The organism is Sphingomonas taxi (assembly GCF_000764535.1).
GTDB lineage: Bacteria > Pseudomonadota > Alphaproteobacteria > Sphingomonadales > Sphingomonadaceae > Sphingomonas > Sphingomonas taxi.
Genome location: NZ_CP009571.1, coordinates 1,331,253 through 1,350,318, shown reverse-complemented (window position 1 = coordinate 1,350,318; position 19,066 = coordinate 1,331,253). Strand labels below are relative to the sequence as shown.

At 66.5% G+C, this 19,066-nt stretch carries 11 protein-coding genes; 5 read left to right on the top strand and 6 right to left on the bottom strand.

Annotation, left to right across the window (positions count from 1 at the left end):
• Positions 1-161 precede the first annotated feature (161 nt).
• Together rpoC and rpoB are read right to left on the bottom strand one after the other, a co-directional pair.
• Complete coding sequence (gene rpoC, locus MC45_RS06020; protein WP_038660775.1) at positions 162-4,451, bottom strand: DNA-directed RNA polymerase subunit beta'; 4,290 nt, start codon at positions 4,449-4,451, stop codon at positions 162-164.
• A 236-nt stretch (positions 4,452-4,687) separates the two neighbouring features.
• Positions 4,688-8,842, bottom strand: coding sequence for a DNA-directed RNA polymerase subunit beta (rpoB, locus tag MC45_RS06015; RefSeq protein WP_038660772.1), 4,155 nt, complete (start codon positions 8,840-8,842; stop codon positions 4,688-4,690).
• Between the two features lie 378 nt (positions 8,843-9,220).
• Here rpoB and MC45_RS19765 point away from each other — a divergent pair, with 378 nt between their 5' ends.
• Both MC45_RS19765 and MC45_RS06005 read left to right on the top strand, forming a co-directional pair.
• The gene (locus MC45_RS19765) at positions 9,221-10,372 is read left to right on the top strand and encodes a hypothetical protein (RefSeq protein ID WP_245640855.1); all 1,152 of its coding nucleotides are present in this window, start codon (positions 9,221-9,223) and stop codon (positions 10,370-10,372) included.
• 83 nt (positions 10,373-10,455) lie between these two features.
• On the top strand, positions 10,456-11,436 hold the full coding sequence (locus tag MC45_RS06005) for a PAS domain-containing protein (RefSeq protein ID WP_052075533.1): 981 nt from the start codon (positions 10,456-10,458) through the stop codon (positions 11,434-11,436).
• A 132-nt stretch (positions 11,437-11,568) separates the two neighbouring features.
• Here the strand turns inward: MC45_RS06005 and rplL are convergent, their stop codons facing one another.
• Both rplL and rplJ read right to left on the bottom strand, forming a co-directional pair.
• Entirely contained in the window at positions 11,569-11,946 is a 378-nt protein-coding gene (gene rplL / locus MC45_RS06000) for a 50S ribosomal protein L7/L12 (protein ID WP_038660769.1), read from the bottom strand.
• Between the two features lie 76 nt (positions 11,947-12,022).
• Complete coding sequence (gene rplJ, locus MC45_RS05995; protein ID WP_037530318.1) at positions 12,023-12,538, bottom strand: 50S ribosomal protein L10; 516 nt, start codon at positions 12,536-12,538, stop codon at positions 12,023-12,025.
• A 590-nt stretch (positions 12,539-13,128) separates the two neighbouring features.
• On the opposite strand from rplJ, the gene MC45_RS05990 reads away from it, so the two are divergent.
• The 3 genes from MC45_RS05990 (at position 13,129) to MC45_RS05980 (ending at position 17,206) form a co-directional block, all read left to right on the top strand.
• Positions 13,129-15,621 carry a PhoX family protein gene (locus MC45_RS05990; protein ID WP_038660764.1) on the top strand — a complete coding sequence of 831 codons (2,493 nt, stop codon included), beginning with the start codon at positions 13,129-13,131 and terminating at the stop codon, positions 15,619-15,621.
• 141 nt (positions 15,622-15,762) lie between these two features.
• Entirely contained in the window at positions 15,763-16,284 is a 522-nt protein-coding gene (locus MC45_RS05985) for a PilZ domain-containing protein (protein WP_052075532.1), read from the top strand.
• A 76-nt stretch (positions 16,285-16,360) separates the two neighbouring features.
• Positions 16,361-17,206: an oxidoreductase gene (locus MC45_RS05980; RefSeq protein WP_038660761.1), complete on the top strand. Its 846-nt coding sequence runs from the start codon at positions 16,361-16,363 to the stop codon at positions 17,204-17,206.
• 661 nt (positions 17,207-17,867) lie between these two features.
• On the opposite strand, the gene rplA is transcribed toward MC45_RS05980, so the two are convergent.
• The gene (rplA, locus tag MC45_RS05975; protein WP_038660758.1) at positions 17,868-18,560 is read right to left on the bottom strand and encodes a 50S ribosomal protein L1; all 693 of its coding nucleotides are present in this window, start codon (positions 18,558-18,560) and stop codon (positions 17,868-17,870) included.
• A 4-nt stretch (positions 18,561-18,564) separates the two neighbouring features.
• Entirely contained in the window at positions 18,565-18,996 is a 432-nt protein-coding gene (gene rplK, locus MC45_RS05970; protein ID WP_037530328.1) for a 50S ribosomal protein L11, read from the bottom strand.
• Positions 18,997-19,066: the final 70 nt, after the last annotated feature.

Sequence of the window (19,066 nt, the reverse complement as noted above, 5' to 3'; positions counted from 1 at the left end):
GCATATCGCCGTATCGATCGAGGATCGTCAGACTGGATGCTGTCGGAACGGCAGCCAGATCGTCACGCTCGCTGATCCTCGCCACCCCCAACGAAAAACCGCCGCCCGGTTGCCCGGACGGCGGCTTTCCGTTCAGTCGGGCCGGAGCCCGAACCGGGAGATCACTCCTGGTTCAGATACTCGCCTGCGGCCTCGTCGCTGCCGTCGCCCGAGGGGACGACCTCGGCGAGCGGGTCGGAGCCCGTGCCGACGTCCTCACGCTTCGAGCGCAGCGCCTCGGCGGCGCGGAGTTCGGCGGCCGAGGCCGGGGCGACGATCGCTGCGGCCATCGCACGCTGCTGGACGCGCATCGCCGCATCGCGCGACGAGGCCGCGACCCGCAGGCGGTTCATGCCAGCACCGGTACCCGCCGGGATCAGGCGACCGACGATGACGTTCTCCTTGAGGCCCATCAGCGTGTCCTGCTTGCCCTGGACCGCCGCCTCGGTGAGGACGCGGGTGGTCTCCTGGAACGACGCCGCCGAGATGAAGCTGCGGGTCTGCAGCGACGCCTTGGTGATGCCGAGCAGGACGGGCTTGCCCTGTGCCGGCTGCTGGTTCTTCTCCAGCTTCTCGTTGGTCGCGTCCATTTCCTCGCGATCGACCTGCTCGCCCTTCAGCAGCGTGGTGTCGCCACCGTCGGTGATCTCGACCTTCTGCAGCATCTGACGAACGATCGTCTCGATGTGCTTGTCGTTGATCTTCACGCCCTGCAGTCGATAGACTTCCTGGATTTCGCTGACGAGATATTCGGCCAGCGGCTCGATCCCCATCGTCTCCAGAATGTCGTGCGGGTTGGGCGAACCGCCAATCAGATTGTCGCCACGCTTGACGTAGTCGCCTTCCTGAACGTCGATCACCTTCGACTTCGGCACCAGATATTCGACGACGTCGCCGCCATCCTCGGGCTGGATGCCGATCTTGCGCTTCGCCTTATAGTCCTTGCCGAACACGACCCGGCCGGAAACCTTGGCGATGATCGCCGCTTCCTTGGGGATGCGCGCCTCGAACAGTTCGGCGACGCGCGGCAGACCGCCGGTGATGTCGCGGGTCTTGGCGGACTCGCGGCTGACACGGGCGAGAACGTCGCCGGCCTGGACCTGCGCATTGTCGTCGACCGAAAGCACCGCACCGGCCGCGAGCATGTAGCGCGCCGCTTCGCCGTCTTCCGAGGTCGTGAGGGTCAGGCGCGGACGCAGATCCTCCTTCGACTTGGTCGAGGTGCGATATTCGATGACGACGCGCTGGGCGATACCGGTCGCTTCGTCGGTCTGCTCGGTGAGCGTCTTGCCCTCGGTCAGGTCGACGTACTTCACAATGCCCGAATTCTCGGTGATGACGGGCATGGTGAACGGATCCCACTCCGCCATGCGATCGCCCTTCGACAGCATGTGGCCATCGTCGAACATCACATAGGCGCCATAGGGGATACGGTGCGTCGACAGCTCGCGGCCGTCCATGTCGAGGATCGCGATCTCGCCCGAACGCGACAGCGTCACGCGGCGACCACGCTGGTCGACGATGAGGCGCAGGTCGCGGAACTGGGCGGTACCGTCGACCGGTGCCTCCAGGTTCGACTGCTCGTTGAGCTGCGCCGCGCCGCCGATGTGGAACGTACGCATCGTCAGCTGCGTGCCGGGCTCACCGATCGACTGGGCGGCGATGACGCCGACCGCCTCGCCGATGTTGACCGGCGTACCGCGAGCGAGGTCACGCCCGTAGCACTTGCCGCAGACGCCGATCTTGCTCTCGCAGACCAGCGGCGAGCGGATCTTCATCCCCTGGATGCCGATCTTCTCGATCTGCGTGATCATCGCCTCGTCGAGCAACGTGCCCGTCGGGATGATGACCTCGCCGGTCTTGGCATCGACCACGTCCTCCGCCGTCGTGCGGCCGAGGATGCGCTCGCCGAGCGAGGCGATCGTCGAACCGCCCTGCACGATCGCCTTCATCTCCAGCGCACGCTCGGTGCCGCAATCCTCCTCGACGATGACGCAATCCTGCGACACGTCGACGAGACGGCGGGTGAGATACCCCGAGTTCGCCGTCTTCAACGCGGTGTCCGCGAGGCCCTTGCGGGCGCCGTGAGTCGAGTTGAAATATTCGAGGACGGTCAGGCCTTCCTTGAAGTTCGAGATGATCGGCGTCTCGATGATTTCCCCAGAGGGTTTCGCCATGAGACCGCGCATACCGGCGAGCTGCTTGATCTGCGCCTGCGAGCCACGGGCACCCGAGTGGGCCATCATGTAGATCGAGTTGATGTCCTTCTCGCGGCCCTTGTTGGGACCGTCTTCATAGTGACGGACGGCCTTGATCTCGTTCATCATCGAGTTCGCGACCTGGTCGCCGCAACGGCTCCAAGCGTCGATCACCTTGTTGTACTTCTCCTGCTGCGTGATCAGGCCGTCCTGATACTGCTGCTCGAAGTCCTTCACCTGATCGCGCGTCTCGTCGACCAGCTTGTCCTTGTCCGGCGCGATGATCATGTCGTCCTTGCCGAACGAGATGCCGGCGCGGAATGCGTGACGGAAGCCCAGTGCCATGATCGCGTCGGCGAACAGCACGGTCTCCTTCTGGCCGGTGTGACGATAGACCTCGTCGATCACGTCGCCGACGTCCTTCTTGGTGAGAAGGCGGTTGACGGTCTCGAACGGCACCTTGTGGCTGTGCGGCAGGGTTTCACCCAGCAGCATGCGGCCCGGCGTCGTCTCGTAGCGCTTGAGGTACTGCTTGCCAGCCTCATCGGTCTGCGGAACGCGGCTGATGATCTTGGTGTGCAGCGTCACCGCACCCGCGTTGAGCGCCTGATGCACCTCGGCCATGTCGCCAAGCAGCATGCCTTCGCCCGGCTCGCCTTCCTTCATCATCGACAGATAATAGAGGCCCAGCACCATGTCCTGCGACGGCACGATGATCGGCTTGCCGTTGGCGGGCGACAGGATGTTGTTGGTCGACATCATCAGGACGCGCGCTTCGAGCTGCGCTTCCAGCGACAGCGGGACGTGCACGGCCATCTGGTCGCCGTCGAAGTCGGCGTTGAACGCCGAGCAGACCAGCGGGTGGAGCTGGATCGCCTTGCCCTCGATCAGCACCGGCTCGAACGCCTGGATACCGAGACGGTGGAGCGTTGGTGCACGGTTGAGCATCACGGGATGCTCGCGGATCACCTCGTCCAGGATGTCCCAGACTTCCTTGCGCTCCTTCTCGACCCACTTCTTCGCCTGCTTCAGGGTCATGGACAGACCCTTGGCGTCGAGGCGCGCGTAGATGAACGGCTTGAACAGCTCGAGCGCCATCTTCTTCGGCAGGCCGCACTGGTGCAGCTTGAGCTCGGGACCGGTCACGATGACCGAACGGCCCGAATAGTCGACGCGCTTGCCGAGAAGGTTCTGGCGGAAGCGGCCCTGCTTGCCCTTCAGCATGTCGGACAGCGACTTCAGCGGACGCTTGTTGGCGCCCGTGATCGTGCGGCCGCGACGGCCGTTGTCGAACAAAGCGTCGACCGCCTCCTGCAGCATGCGCTTTTCGTTGCGGACGATGATGTCCGGCGCGCGCAGCTCCATCAGGCGCTTCAACCGGTTGTTGCGGTTGATGACGCGGCGATACAGATCGTTGAGATCGGAGGTCGCGAAGCGGCCGCCGTCCAGCGGCACCAGCGGGCGCAGCTCGGGCGGAATGACCGGCACGACTTCGAGGATCATCCACTCGGGACGGTTGCCCGATTCGAGGAAGCTCTCGACGACCTTGAGGCGCTTGATGATCTTCTTGGGCTTCAGCTCCGACTTGGTCGTCGCCAGCTCTTCGAGCAGCGCGACCTTCTCGCCTTCGAGATCGAGGCTTTCGAGCATGATGCGCACGGCCTCGGCGCCGATGCCGGCCGAGAACGCGTCCTCACCGTACTGGTCCTGCGCCTCGAGGAGCTCGTCCTCGGTCATCAGCTGGAACTTCTCAAGCGGGGTCAGGCCCGGCTCGATGACGATATACGCCTCGAAATACAGCACGCGCTCGAGCTGCTTGAGCTGCATGTCGAGCAGCAGGCCGATGCGGCTGGGCAGCGACTTCAGGAACCAGATGTGCGCGACCGGGGCGGCGAGCTCGATATGGCCCATCCGCTCGCGACGGACCTTCGAGACGGTGACCTCGACGCCGCACTTCTCGCAGACGATGCCCTTGTACTTCATGCGCTTGTACTTGCCGCACAGGCATTCGTAATCCTTGATCGGACCGAAGATGCGCGCGCAGAACAGGCCGTCACGCTCGGGCTTGAACGTGCGATAGTTGATGGTTTCGGGCTTCTTGATCTCGCCGAACGACCACGAACGGATCTTGTCGGGCGAGGCGATGCCGATCTGGATCTGGTCGAAGGTCTCGGGCTTTGCGATCGGGTTCGCGAAGTTGGTCAGTTCGTTCATGAACCTGTCCTCTTAGAAACTGTTTGCTCTCCCCTTGTGGGAGAGAGTGTTAGGTCGTCTATGCTCCCAGCATAGACTAAACAGCACGGGGTGCTGTTTACCTAACACTGGGCCCGCTGCCGAAGGCAGTGGGAAGGTGAGGGGGAAGCGATGCGGCTGCCGTGCCGCACTGCCCCTCACCCCGCGCCGCGTTCCGCGGCTTGCCCCTCTCCCACAGGGGGAGAGGGGACTTGAGGTCACTCCGCGGCGATCGCGATGCCGTCCTCGTCGACCTGGTCCTGCATCGTCTTGAGATCGACGTTGAGACCCAGTGAGCGCATTTCCTTGACGAGCACGTTGAAGCTCTCGGGGATGCCGGCCTCGAACGTGTCGTCGCCCTTGACGATCGCCTCATAGACCTTGGTGCGGCCGACGACGTCGTCGGACTTCACCGTCAGCATCTCCTGCAAGGTGTAGGCGGCGCCGTATGCCTGCAAGGCCCAGACCTCCATCTCACCGAAGCGCTGGCCACCGAACTGCGCCTTGCCGCCCAGCGGCTGCTGGGTGACGAGGCTGTACGGCCCGATCGACCGGGCGTGGATCTTGTCGTCCACGAGATGGTGCAGTTTCAGCATGTAGATGATGCCGACGGTCACCTTGCGGTCGAACTTGTCGCCGGTGCGGCCGTCGAACAGCTCCGACTGGCCCGACGTGTCGAGACCCGCCAGCTCCAGCATCGCCGACACGTCGCTCTCGCGGGCGCCGTCGAACACCGGGGTGCCCATCGGGATGCCGGTCCGGATGTTCTTGACCAGCTCGACGATCTCCTCGGGCTCGCGGCTCTGGATGTCCTCGGCATAATGATCGCCATAGACTTCCACGAGGCGCGACCGGACCGCGTCGGGCATCTCGCCCGCCTTGGCGTCGGGGTTGGCCTCGCGCCAATCCTCGAGCGCGGTCGCGACCTGCATACCCAGATTGCGGGCGGCCCAGCCGAGATGCGTTTCGAAGATCTGCCCGACGTTCATGCGCGACGGCACGCCCAGCGGGTTGAGCACCAGATCGACCGGCGTCCCGTCGGCGAGGAACGGCATGTCCTCCTGCGGCAGGATGCGGCTGATGACGCCCTTGTTGCCGTGACGGCCGGCCATCTTGTCGCCCGGCTGCAGCTTGCGCTTCACCGCGACGAAGACCTTGACCATCTTGAGCACGCCGGGCGGCAGCTCGTCGCCACGCTCCAGCTTCTCGCGACGATCGTGGAACTTGTCCGTGATCCGCTTGGCGGCTTCGTCATACTGTTGCTTGACGGCTTCCAGATCGCCCTGGACCTTGTCGTCGGCGACCGCGAACTTCCACCATTCGTGGCGGTCGACGCTGTCGAGCAGGTCCATGTCGATCGTCGCGCCCTTCTTCAGGCCCTTCGGCACCGCCGTGGCGACCTGATCGAGCAGCATCTCGCGCAGGCGCGACCAGGTCGCGCGGTTGAGGATGGTGCGCTCGTCGTCCGAGTCCTTCTTCAGGCGCTCGATCTCCTCGCGCTCGATCGCCATCGCGCGCTCGTCCTTGTCGATGCCGTGACGATTGAAGACGCGGACGTCGACGATCGTGCCGGCAACGCCCGGCGGCAGACGCAGCGAGGTGTCGCGGACGTCGGACGCCTTCTCACCGAAGATGGCGCGGAGGAGCTTTTCTTCCGGGGTCATCGGGCTCTCGCCCTTCGGCGTGATCTTGCCGACGAGGATGTCGCCCGGCTCGACCTCGGCGCCCACGTAGACGATGCCCGCCTCGTCGAGGTTGCGCAGTGCTTCCTCGCCGACGTTGGGGATGTCGCGCGTGATGTCCTCGGGCCCGAGCTTCGTGTCACGGGCCATCACCTCGAACTCGTCGATATGGATCGACGTGAACACGTCGTCCTTCACGATCCGCTCGCTGATGAGGATCGAATCCTCATAGTTGTAGCCGTTCCAGGGCATGAACGCGACGAGCGCGTTGCGGCCCAGCGCCAGCTCGCCGAATTCGGTCGACGGGCCGTCGGCGATGACGTCGCCGGCGTTGACCACGTCGCCCACCTTCACCAGCGGACGCTGGTTGATGCAGGTCGACTGGTTCGAGCGCTGGAACTTCATCAGCGTGTAGATGTCGACGCCCGACTTGGCCGAATCGACCTCACCGGTGGCGCGCACGACGATGCGGCTGGCGTCAACCTGGTCGACGATGCCGGCGCGCTTGGCGGCGATCGCGGCGCCCGAGTCACGGGCGACCGTCTCTTCCATGCCGGTGCCGACGAACGGCGCTTCCGCCTTCACCAGCGGCACGGCCTGACGCTGCATGTTCGAGCCCATCAGCGCGCGGTTGGCGTCGTCGTTTTCCAGGAACGGAATGAGCGACGCGGCGACCGACACCAGCTGCTTGGGGCTGACGTCCATCAGCGTGACGTTGTCGGGGAGCGCCATCAGGAACTCGCCCGCCTGACGCGACGACACCAGCTCCTCGGTGAAGCCCTTGTCCGGACCCAGCTCTGCCGAGGCCTGCGCGATCGTGTGCTTGGCCTCTTCCATCGCCGACAGATACACCACGTCGTCGGTGACCTTGTGGTCGACGACCTTGCGGTACGGCGTCTCGATGAAGCCGTATTTGTTGACGCGGCTGAACGAGGCGAGGCTGTTGATCAGGCCGATGTTCGGGCCTTCCGGCGTCTCGATCGGGCAGATGCGGCCGTAATGCGTCGGGTGAACGTCGCGGACCTCGAAGCCCGCACGCTCGCGCGTCAGACCGCCCGGCCCGAGCGCCGAAACACGACGCTTGTGCGTCACTTCGGACAACGGGTTGGTCTGGTCCATGAACTGCGACAGCTGCGACGAGCCGAAGAATTCGCGCACCGCGGCGACCGCCGGCTTGGCGTTGATGAGGTCGTTCGGCATCACCGTCGACACGTCGACAGAGCTCATGCGCTCCTTCACGGCGCGCTCCATGCGGAGCAGGCCGACGCGATACTGGTTCTCGAGCAGCTCGCCCACCGAACGCACGCGGCGGTTGCCGAGGTTGTCGATGTCGTCGATCTCGCCCTTGCCGTCCTTCAGGCCGACGAGCGTCTTGATGACGGCGAGGATGTCCTCGCTGCGCAGCGTCGTCACCGTATCCGGGCAGTCGAGGTCGAGGCGCATGTTGAGCTTGACGCGACCCACCGCCGACAGATCGTAGCGGTCCGGATCGAAGAACAGGCCGGCGAACAGCGCCTCGGCGGTCTCGAGCGTCGGCGGCTCGCCGGGGCGCATGACGCGATAGATGTCACTGAGCGCCTGCTCGCGCTCCTCGGCCTTGTCGGCCTTGAGCGTGTTGCGGATCCACGCCCCGGTCGAGACATGGTCGATGTCGAGCAGCTCGATCGTGTCGATGCCCGCCTTGTCGAGCGCCTCGAGATTCTCGGCGCCGATCTCGTCACCGGCCTCGACGTAGATCTCGCCCGTCGTCTCGTTGATAAGGTCATAGGCCGAGTAGCGGCCGAAGATCTCTTCGGTCGGGATCAGCAGCTGGGTGAGGCCGTCCTTGGCCGCCTTGTTGGCGGCACGCGGGCTGATCTTCTGCTGCGCGGCGAACACGACCTCGCCCGACGAGGCGTCGACGATGTCGAACAGCGGCTTGACGCCACGCCAGTTCTCCGGCGCGAACGGGATGATCCAGCCGCCCTGGCCGCGCACATAGGTGACGCGGTTGTAGAAGTAATTGAGGATGTCCTCGCTGGTCATGCCGAGCGCATAGAGCAGCGCCGTCACCGGCAGCTTGCGCTTGCGGTCGATACGGACGTTGACGATGTCCTTGGCGTCGAACTCGAAGTCGAGCCACGAGCCGCGATAGGGGATGACGCGCGCGGCGAAGAGATACTTGCCCGAGGCATGGGTCTTGCCGCGGTCATGGTCGAACAGCACGCCCGGCGAACGGTGCATCTGCGACACGATGACGCGCTCGGTGCCGTTGATGAAGAAGGTGCCGTTCTCGGTCATGAGCGGCATGTCGCCCATGTAGACGTCCTGCTCCTTGATATCGATGACCGACTTGGCCTCGGTATCCGGATCGACCTCGAACGCGGTCAGGCGCAGCGTGACGCGCATCGGCGCGGCATAGGTGATGCCACGCTGGCGGCATTCCTCGACGTCGAACTTCGGCGGCTCGAGAACATAGTCGTCGAAGTCGAGATAGGCGGTGCCGGCGAAATCCTGGATCGGGAAGACGCTGCGCAGCGTCTTTTCGAGACCCGACACGTGGCCGGTGCTCTTGTCCGAACGCAGGAACTGTTCGTAGCTCTCGCGCTGAACCTCGATCAGGTTCGGCATCTGGATGACTTCGTGGATGTCCCCGAAGATCTTGCGGATGCGCCGCTTCGCGGTGCTGCCCTGGATCGCCTTGCTGGCCATGGTGTTATGCCCTCAGTCGTGGCCGGCCCGTCGGAAACGGGCGTCGGCCGGAATATCGTGCCCGGGAACCCCCGGAGCGGGACGCGAGGTGCGACGCAAAAAAGCCGAGCGCATCGCAGTGCGTCGGCCTTCGGCGTCTATGAACCAGAACCCTCTATCCGTACGATGCACTGCGCGACGGCGCATCATGTCCCGAAAGCTGTGGTGAGACGCGGATATAGGCGCAGGGGTGGGCGCTGTCAAAGGGGGTGTAACCAACCTTCGGGCATCGCATGGCTTCGCCCCGTCGTCGTACCGGGGCGGTTCGTCGCAGCGAGGGTGGCGGTCGTGAACCGTTCACTAAGGAGCGCGCAAGCGTTTTGGGTGAGATCAGGGTACATGAACATGAAGCGGGGCGCGCGGCTCAGCGCGGTCGCCCTTTTGGTGGCGGGCGCGGCTGCGGCTCCCGGCGTGGCGCAGACGTCGAACACGACCGCGCCGCAGACCATTCCGGGGCTGGACAATTTCAGCCTGACGCCGTCGCAGCAAACCCCGATCCCGCAGCCGACGCCAGCGCCGCAGCCGAGCCCGGCGCCGGTGGTGACGCCGACGCCGCGGGCGACTGCAACCCTCGCCGCGCGTCCCACGCCGCGCCCGACCGCCACGCCGACGCCTCGCGCCACGCCGACGCCGACGCCGACGCCGGCGCCTACCGCGACGCCGGTGACGGCAGCGCCGACGCCGGCGGCCGAGCCGTCACCGATCGCGACGAGCGCGCCGACTCCGGTTCCGGTCGTGACGCCATCGGCCGCCGCGGTCGATGCGGCGACGCCTTCGTCGGAGTCCGCCACGGGCTGGTGGCTGGGCGGGGCGGCGCTGCTGGCGATCGTCGCCGCAGCCGGCTGGTGGCTGTTGCGGCGCCGGGCGAGCGAGCGGCCTGCGGAGGTCGCGGTCGCCGAGCCGACGCCTCGCCCGCGCCCCCCGGCACCTGTGCCGGCACCGGCACCGGCAGCGCCGCAACCGGCGATGCTCGCGCCCGAGCCGCCGGTCGACCGCGCACGGCTGACGCTGGCGCTGCACCCGCGCCGCGCCGGGCTCAACCTGCTCAGCGCCACCGTCGAAGCGGAGCTGGAGGTGCGCAACATCGGCACCGTGCCCGCGACGGCGGTCCGCGTCGGCGTCGCGCTGACCGGTGCCGGTCCGGGGCAGGAGGGCGACGTGGCGGCGGTATTCGCGGCGCCGGTCGGCCGTACCGCGGTGCCGCCGTTCGTGCTCGCGCCGGGTGAGATGCGGCGGGTGCGGATCGTCGCCGCGCTGCCGCGCACCGAGATCCGGCCGCTGGAAGCCGGGGGGCGGGCGATGTTCGTGCCGGTCGTGGCGGTCAATTTGCTCTACGATGCGGGCGGCAGCGAGGGGCAGAGCGCGGCGGCCTTCGCGGTCGGCGTCGAGCGCGTCGATTCCGCCAAACTGGTCCCGTTCTGGTTCGATCAGCCCGCCCGGATGTACGACGCGCTCGGCGTTCGTCCCTATGCGGTTGCGGTGGAACGATGATTCGCGCGGGTTGCATAATGGTCGGGAGCGGGTAACGGCTGACGGCGTGTCCACTTTGGTCCGATTACGGGCCAGGAGAATATATGGCTGCCGAACGTCATGGTGCCGAGATCTGGGCAGCGGTGTGCCGTGCGACCAACGTCGTCCAGTTCGACCATGTCGGTCACGTCATCTGGGCGAGCGAGCGGTTCTGCACGACGATGGGCTATGGCCTGGCGGAGATGCAGGGTTTGCATCACCGCGTGTTCTGCTCGGCGCAGGAACTGGCGTCGCCGGGCTATCGGCGGCTGTGGCATGATCTGGAACGCGGTCGCGCGGTGTCGGGCGAATGCACGCGCATCGCCAAGGACGGCCGCGAGGTCCGCCTGCATGCCGCTTACGATCCGCTGACCGACGACGACGGCGCGGTCTGCGGTTTCGTCAAGGTCGCCACCGACGTCACCGATCGCCGGCGCAGCGATGCCGAGCGCAGCGCGCGGCTCGCGGCGCTCGACCGCAGCCAGGCGGTGGTCGAGTTCGCGCCCGACGGCGTGGTGCTGCATGCGAACGAGCGGTTCCTCGCGCTGACCGGCTATCGGCTGGAGGATGTCGTCGGGCGGCACCATCGCAGCTTCTGCGACCCCGGCTATGTGGCGTCGACCGGCTATGCCGCCTTCTGGGCGCGGATGGCCGGCGGCGAGATCGACAGCGGCGTCCATTGCTGGCGCGCCCGCGACGGCGAGGAATGCTGGCTGCAGGCGAGCTATACGCCGGTGTCCGACGCGACGGGGCGGCCGTTGCGCATCGTTGCGATCGCCAGCGACGTCTCGCGGCAGGTTCGGCTCGACCGCGCCGTCGCCGAGCGCCTCGACGAGCAGCAGCGCTTCCAGTCGGCGCTCGAGGCCAAGACCGCGGCGGTGCAGGAGATGATGACGCAGCTCGCCGGCGTCGTTGGCACGATCAAGTCGTTGTCGGCGCAGGCCGATCTGATGAAGCTCAACGCGGCGATCGACGCGGCGCATGCCGGCGAGGGGGCGGTGCACGGGATCGGTACGGGCGCGTGGCGGGCGCGCCGACGCGGCTGACCGCAACGGACGCGGATACGAAAAAGGGCGGCCTCCTTGCGGGGGCCGCCCTTGTCCTGTCGCTGGCCGACCGGAGACCGGCCGGGCCTTGCGGAGGGGCGCCCAGCGTGCTGGCCGACCCTCCGCTGCGGCTTACTTGAGCTCGACGGTCGCGCCGGCGTCTTCGAGCTGCTTCTTGACCTTCTCGGCCTCGTCCTTGCTCACGCCTTCCTTGACGGCCTTCGGCGCGCCTTCGACGAGCGCCTTGGCTTCGGTCAGGCCGAGACCGGTGATGGCGCGGACTTCCTTGATGACGTTGATCTTCTTGCCACCGTCGCCGGTGAGGATCACGTCGAACTCGGTCTTCTCTTCGGCGGCAGGAGCCGCTGCACCGGCGCCGCCGGCGGCAGGCGCCGCAACCGCAGCGGCGGCCGAAACGCCCCACTTCTCTTCGAGCAGCTTCGAGAGCTCGGCGGCCTCGAGGACGGTCAGTTCGCTCAGCTGGTCAACCAGCGCGTTCAGGTCTGCCATGATACTTCCTTCATATGTCGGGGCCGACGGCCCCAAGTGTCAGTTGAAAATTCGCTTGTCAGCAAGCGCCTGAAATTCAGGCGGCTTCCTTCTCGGCGTAGGCCGACAGCACGCGCGCGATCTGCGCCGCGGGAGCCTGGGTGATAGTCGCGAGCTTCGTTGCCGGGGCAACGATGAGGCCGACGATCTTCGCCCGGAGTTCATCCAGCGAGGGCAGGGTGGCGAGCGCTTGCACGCCGGCAACGTCGAGAGAGGTCGCACCCATCGCACCGCCGACGATTTCGAACTTGTCGTTCGTCTTCGCGAATTCGACCGCAACCTTGGCTGCGGCGACGGGGTCGATCGAGGTGGCGAGGCCGACCGGACCGGTGAGCAGGTCGCCCACAGAGCCGTAATCGGTGCCATCGAGTGCGATCTTGGCAAGCTTGTTCTTCGAGACCTTGTAGGTCGCGCCGGCATCACGCATCGCGTTGCGCAGTCGGGTGGACTGGGCAACCGTCATTCCGTTGTTGCGGGTAACGACTACCACGCCGACTTCGGAAAAGGTGCGATTCAACTCGGCAACGGCCGCGGCCTTTTGAGCACGATCCATGCCATTCTCCACGTTTTGAGAGTGCCGCACGAAGCGACCCTCCCGGTTACAAACCGGAGGGGAAAACCCCGCCGGGGTTGTCCATCGATGGGGAAGGCACCCGTGAAGGGCGGCAGACCGGCGCGCTGCGAGGCGGACCGATCGTCGAATTCCTGTCCCCGTCTCGGCAGGACATTAAGCCGCGGCAAATCCACGGCACCTGCTGTCTTGGACGGATGCGCGACGGGCTAGCCCACCGGCAAGCGCGTGCTTCTAGTGGAATGCGGGGCGGAGTCAAGGCTCGTCCGGCATCGCTCCACCCGCCGGTGGTTCGATTTGCGGAAGTTAGGCAAAAATTCCTCCCCCGCCAGGGGGAGGTGGCATGCCGCAGGCATGACGGAGGGGGAGGTAAGCGACACGTCTGTTCCGTGTCCTCCCCCTCCGTCACCGCTTCGCGGCGCCACCTCCCCCTGGCGGGGGAGGATTTAGGGTTGTCATCTTCGCGTCATCTGAACTTCATCTTACCGTCACCCCGCTGCAACCCCGCTGCCGCTTTTCGCGGCCAAAGACAGCGGCATAGCGGCAGTTTGCCGCGCAGCGGGGGAACCATCATGACGATCCAGAGCCTGTCCACTATCGGCTATGACGATGGCGACATCGACACCAACGTCAGCGCCAATCCGCATATCGGCGAGCTGATCGCCAGCCGCTATTCGCGCCGCCAGACGTTGCGCGGCGGCATCTCGGCGATGACCGCGGCGGTGTTCGGCGCCGGCATGCTCGCCGGCTGCGATCAGGACGACGAGCGCCGCGCGACCACGGTCACCGCCGGCGGCGCGATCACCACCTCGGCCGGCAAGACCGTTACGCTCACCGGCACGGTGACCAGCGGCAAGTCCGCCTCGACCGCATGGACGCAGACAAGCGGTCCGATCGTCAGCCTTACCAACGCGACGAGCGGGACCGCCAGCTTCACCGCACCGGCAGTGACCGCGGCGACGCCGCTCGCCTTCCAGTTCACCAGCACCTCGACCGACGGCATCCGCTCGATCGCCGACACGACCGTCACCGTCGCGCCCGCGACGCTCGACTTCACCGCGGTGCCGAAGAGCCTCGCCGACGTCGTCGCGGTGCCGTCGGGCTATCAGGTCACCGTGCTCTACCGGCTGGGCGATCCGATCAACGGCAGCGTCGGTGCCTATGCCAACGACGGCAGCGACACGACCTTCTCGGCACGCGCCGGCGACCATCATGACGGGATGAGCTTCTTCGGCCTCGCCGCGACCGGCACCGCACCCGATCCGACCAACAGCAGCCGCGGCCTGCTCGTGCTCAATCACGAGAATATCACGCAAAGCTATCTGCATCCGAACGGGCCGACGACCACGGGCGGCGTCCGTCCGACCGCCGAGGTGCTCAAGGAGATCGAGGCGCACGGCGTCAGCGTAATCGAGATCAACCGCGGCACCAGCGGCTGGAGCTACGTCAACAGCAGCAGCCTCAACCGCCGCATCACCCCGTTCACGCCGATGGACGTCTCCGGCCCGGTGAAGGGCAGTGCGCTGCTGTTCACCGCTTACTCGCCGACCGGCGTCGCGGCGCGCGGTACGATCAACAATTGCGCCAACGGCACGTTGCCGTGGAACACCTATCTGACCAACGAAGAGAATTGGGCCGGCTATTTCCGCCGCGAGGCCGGCGACAACGCCCGTCGCACCGCCGCGCTTGGCGCTAGGTCGGTGGTCGCGTTCAGCCGCTACGGGCTCAACACCGGCAGCAACGACGCGCTGAAGGCGGGCAATTACAATTGGGCGACCGCCGCCGCGCCGGCGGCCGGCGACACCCGCATCGCCAAGTTCAACGCCACGGTCGACGCGACCAAGGCCGCCAACGGCACCGGCGACTTCCGCAACGAGCCCAACCAATATGGCTGGGTGGTCGAGATCGACCCGTTCGATCCCGCCTCGACGCCGCGCAAGCGCACCGCGCTCGGCCGCATGAACCACGAAGGCTGCGTGATCGGCCGGACGATCGCCGGCGTGCGCCCCGCCTTCTACATGGGCGACGATGCGCAGAACGAATATGTCTACAAGTTCGTCTCGTCGGCGACCTGGTCGGCGGCGGATGCGAGCGCGACCAACCGGCTCGCGATCGGCGACAAATATCTCGACACCGGCACGCTCTACGTCGGCAAGTTCAACGCCGACGGCAGCGGCCAGTGGTTGCCGCTGGTGTTCGGCCAGGGGCCGCTGACCGGCGCCAACAGCGCTTATGCCTTCGCCGATCAGGCTGACGTGCTGACCCACGCCCGGCTGGCCGGCGACGCGCTCGGCGCGACGAGGATGGACCGGCCGGAATGGACCGCGGTCAATCCGGTGACCGGCGAGATGTATCTGACGCTGACCAACAATTCGTCCCGCACCGTCGCCACCACCGATGCCGCCAACCCGCGCGCCTATAGCGACCCCAAGACCACAGGAGGGGCGAGCAACGGCAATCCCAACGGCCATGTCATCCGCCTGCGCGAGACCGGCGACAGCAGCGAGGCGCTGACCTTCGCCTGGGACATCTATGCCTTCGGCGCGGGCAGCGATCTCAACCCGGCGAACATCAACCTGTCCAACCTCGATGCCACCAACGATTTCTCCTCGCCGGACGGCCTGTGGTTCGCGCGGCCGAGCAACGTCGCGGGGCAGGGCACGCCGCTGCTGTGGATCGAGACCGACGACGGCGCCTATACCGACGTGACCAATTGCATGCTGCTCGCCGCGATCCCGGGGACGGTCGGCGACGGCGGCACGCGCACCTTCACCAACAGCCTCGGCGGCCAGACCGAGTCGCAGACCACCCGGATCGGCAAGGCGCCGGGGACCGCGCTCAAGCGCTTCCTGATCGGGCCGAAGGAATGCGAGATCACCGGCATCGATTCGACGCCCGACGGCCGTTCGATCTTCGTCAACATCCAGCATCCCGGCGAGGGCGGCGGCCCGTCGAACCTCACCAGCAACTGGCCGCAGAGCCAGGCGAGCGGCACCGGCAGCGGCCGGCCGCGCTCGGCGACGATCGTCATCACCAAGAGCGACGGCGGCATCATCGGCCTGTGATCCGTCGGGTGCCGCGCCCCGGTCGGGCGCGGCACCGTCTTGGTCGAAAACGGATTTGTCGATTACGGACGTTTAAGGTTTCGGGGGCATAACGACGCTCATGCCCGCGTCCGCCTCCTTTCCGATTCATCGGTCCCAGCGATGAAGACGCGGGAACCGCGGGTGAAGGTGATGGTCCGCGCCCGGATGCGCGCCGGCGCCGACTGGACCGACGTGGTCATCCACAACATGTCGTCACGCGGCCTGCTCGCATCGTCCAGCCCAGTCTGCCGGCCGGGAACGGTGATCGAGATCCGCCGCATCCATCATATCGTCGTCGGCCGCGTGGTCTGGCAGAAGGGCGCCTTCTTCGGGGTGCGGACGCAGGACCCGATCGATATCCAGGGTATCGTCACCGCCCAGCCGCCGGCGCACAAGCCGCAGCGGAGCGATGCGGGCGACGACGACCGCCGCGCGGTCCGCCGCGTGCCGGCTGCCGAGCGCGAGGCGCAGAGCCGGCGCTTCGCCTCGGCATTCCAGTTCGTCGTGCTGATCGCGGCGGTCGGTGCCGCGGCGCTGTTCGCGGCGCAGGAGGTCGGGTCGGTGCTGTCGCGGCCATTCGCAGCAGTGGGCGCGGCGCTGGCGGGCGGGGCCGATGCGACGGGAAGCGCCGCCGGAAACTGATCGCGGCGAGGAACCGGGACCGGGCTGCGGCATTGCCGATGTTCGATCCTTTCCCTTGCTCCAAGGCTTTCCGATCATGACGCTGCCATCCTCCCCCGTCTGGTTCATCACCGGCTGTTCCACCGGCTTCGGCCGCGATCTCGCGCGTCTCGTCCTCGATCGTGGCTGGCGGGTCGTCGTTACCGCGCGCGATGCGGCGCGGGTCGCCGATCTGGTTGAGGGCGCCGAGGATCGCGCGCTGGCGCTCGCGCTCGACGTCAACGACGCCGGGCAGGTGCGTGCGGCGGTCGCGGCGGCGCAGGAGCAGTTCGGGCGTATCGACGTGCTCGTGAACAATGCCGGTTACGGCTATCAGGCGAGCGTCGAGGAAGGCGAGGAGGCGGCGATCCGTGCCCAGTTCGACACCAACGTCTTCGGCCTGTTCGCGCTGACCCGCGCGGTGCTGCCCGGCATGCGCGCGCAGCGGGCCGGTCACGTCATCAACTTCACCTCGGTCGCCGGGCTGATCGGATTTCCGGGATCGGGCTATTATGCGGCGTCCAAACATGCCGTGGAGGGCTGGTCGGACAGTCTCGCCGCCGAGGTCGGGCCGCTCGGCATCGCGGTGACCTGCGTCGAGCCGGGACCGTTCCGCACCGATTGGGCGGGCCGGTCGCTGCAGCAGACGCCGGTGCGGATCGCGGATTATGCCGAGACCGCGGGCAAGCGGATGGAATCGACCAAGCAGATCAGCGGCGAACAGGCCGGCGACCCGGTGCGTGCGGGCGAGGCGATCATCGCCGCCGCTGAGGCGGACACGCCGCCGCGCCATCTGGTGCTCGGCAAGTTCGGCTTCGAGGCGGTGACCGCCAAGCTCAAGGAGCGGCTCGCGGAGATCGAGGGCCTGCGCGAGCAGGCGCTGGGGGCGGATTTTCCGGCGTAGGCTCGCTTATGCCTGTCACCCGGACGTGTTCGAGGCCTCTGCGAAAGTCCGGACTACCGGTAGGTCAGCGTAGTGCTCCTGCGAAAGCAGGAGCCCAGAGCCAAGTAAAGTAACGTCTTATGGCGTTCGAAACTCCTGGGCTCCTGCTTTCGCAGGAGCACTGGGTGGCTTTAGTAGAGGTCTAGCCATGGTCCGGAGTCCGCCCTGTGGCGGGACGAATGGCATGAGCCTCTACCGTGCTCCCGCGTCCCGGTGGACCCCGGGCTCGGTCGAGGCTTTGGCGAAAGTCGGCCCGATACCCGTCAAGGCTATCCCCCTGCGAAGGCCGGGGCCCAGTTGGGTGGAGGTTGGCGACGACGTACCGCCGCCTTCCCAACTGGGCCCCGGCCTTCGCCGGGGTACATACGCTTGTTTGCACTTCCGTCACCCCGGGCTTGACCCGGGGGGCCACTTCACCCTGCTCGGCAACCATGGGGTCGATAGCGGGACCCCGGATCAAGTCCGGGGTGACGGACTGAATGTGCGAAGTCACCGCGCCAATGAATGTCGATCCCACCTAGATCCAGTCCGGGGCGACCTAGCTATTTAGATACCTATCCGCCCAAACAAAAAGGGCCGGGATTGCTCCCGGCCCTTTTCGTATTCGCGTGGCGCGAAAGGCTTAGGCGCCTGCGACCTCGGTGGTGTCGACGCGGATGCCCGGGCCCATCGTCGAGCTAACGGCGACCTTGCGGACATACTTGCCCTTGGCGCCCGACGGCTTGGCACGCACCACGGCGTCGACCAGCGCGTCGAAGTTGCGACGCAGATCTTCCTGCGTGAACGACGCCTTGCCGATCCCCGAGTGGATGATGCCGGCCTTCTCGACGCGATACTCGACCTGACCACCCTTGGCGGCCTTGACCGCTTCGGCGACGTTCATCGTCACGGTGCCGAGCTTCGGGTTCGGCATCAGGCCCTTGGGGCCGAGCACCTTGCCGAGGCGACCGACGACACCCATCATGTCCGGGGTCGCGATGCAGCGATCGAAATCGATCGTGCCGCTCTGGATCGTCTCCATCAGGTCTTCCGCACCGACGACGTCGGCACCGGCGGCCAGAGCCTCCTCGGCCTTGGCGCCGCGGGCGAAGACGCCGACGCGGACGGTCTTGCCGGTGCCAGCGGGCAGCGTGACGACGCCGCGGACCATCTGGTCGGCGTGGCGCGGATCGACGCCCAGGTTCAGCGCGACCTCGATGGTCTCGTCGAACTTGGCGGTGGCGTTCTGCTTGGCCAGCGCGATCGCCTGGTCGACGCCGTGCAGCGTCTCAGGGTTCACGGCGTTGGACTTCTGCTTCTTGGTCAGCTTGGCCATGATCTCAGCCCTCCGTCACTTCGAGGCCCATCGCGCGGGCGGAGCCTTCGATGATCTTGGTCGCAGCCTCGATGTCGTTGGCGTTCAGATCCTTCATCTTGGTCTGGGCGATCTCGGTCAGCTTGCTGCGCGCGATCTTGCCCGCGACGACCTTGCCCGGCTCCTTCGAACCCGACTTCAGGCCGGCGGCCTTCTTGATCAGGAACGACGCCGGCGGCGTCTTGATCTCGAAGCTGAACGAACGGTCGGCATAGACGGTGATCTTGGTGGGCAGCGGCGTGCCCTTGTCCATGTCGGTCGTCTGCGCGTTGAACGCCTTGCAGAATTCCATGATGTTGACGCCGCGCTGACCAAGGGCCGGGCCGATCGGCGGGGCGGGCTTGGCGTCGCCTGCAGGAACCTGCAGGTTGATGTAACCTGTGATCTTCTTTGCCATGTCACTCTCGTTTCAAGTTTAGCGGTCCGAGCGGGCGTCTCCGCCCTCCCGCAAGCATCCAGCCAAAGCG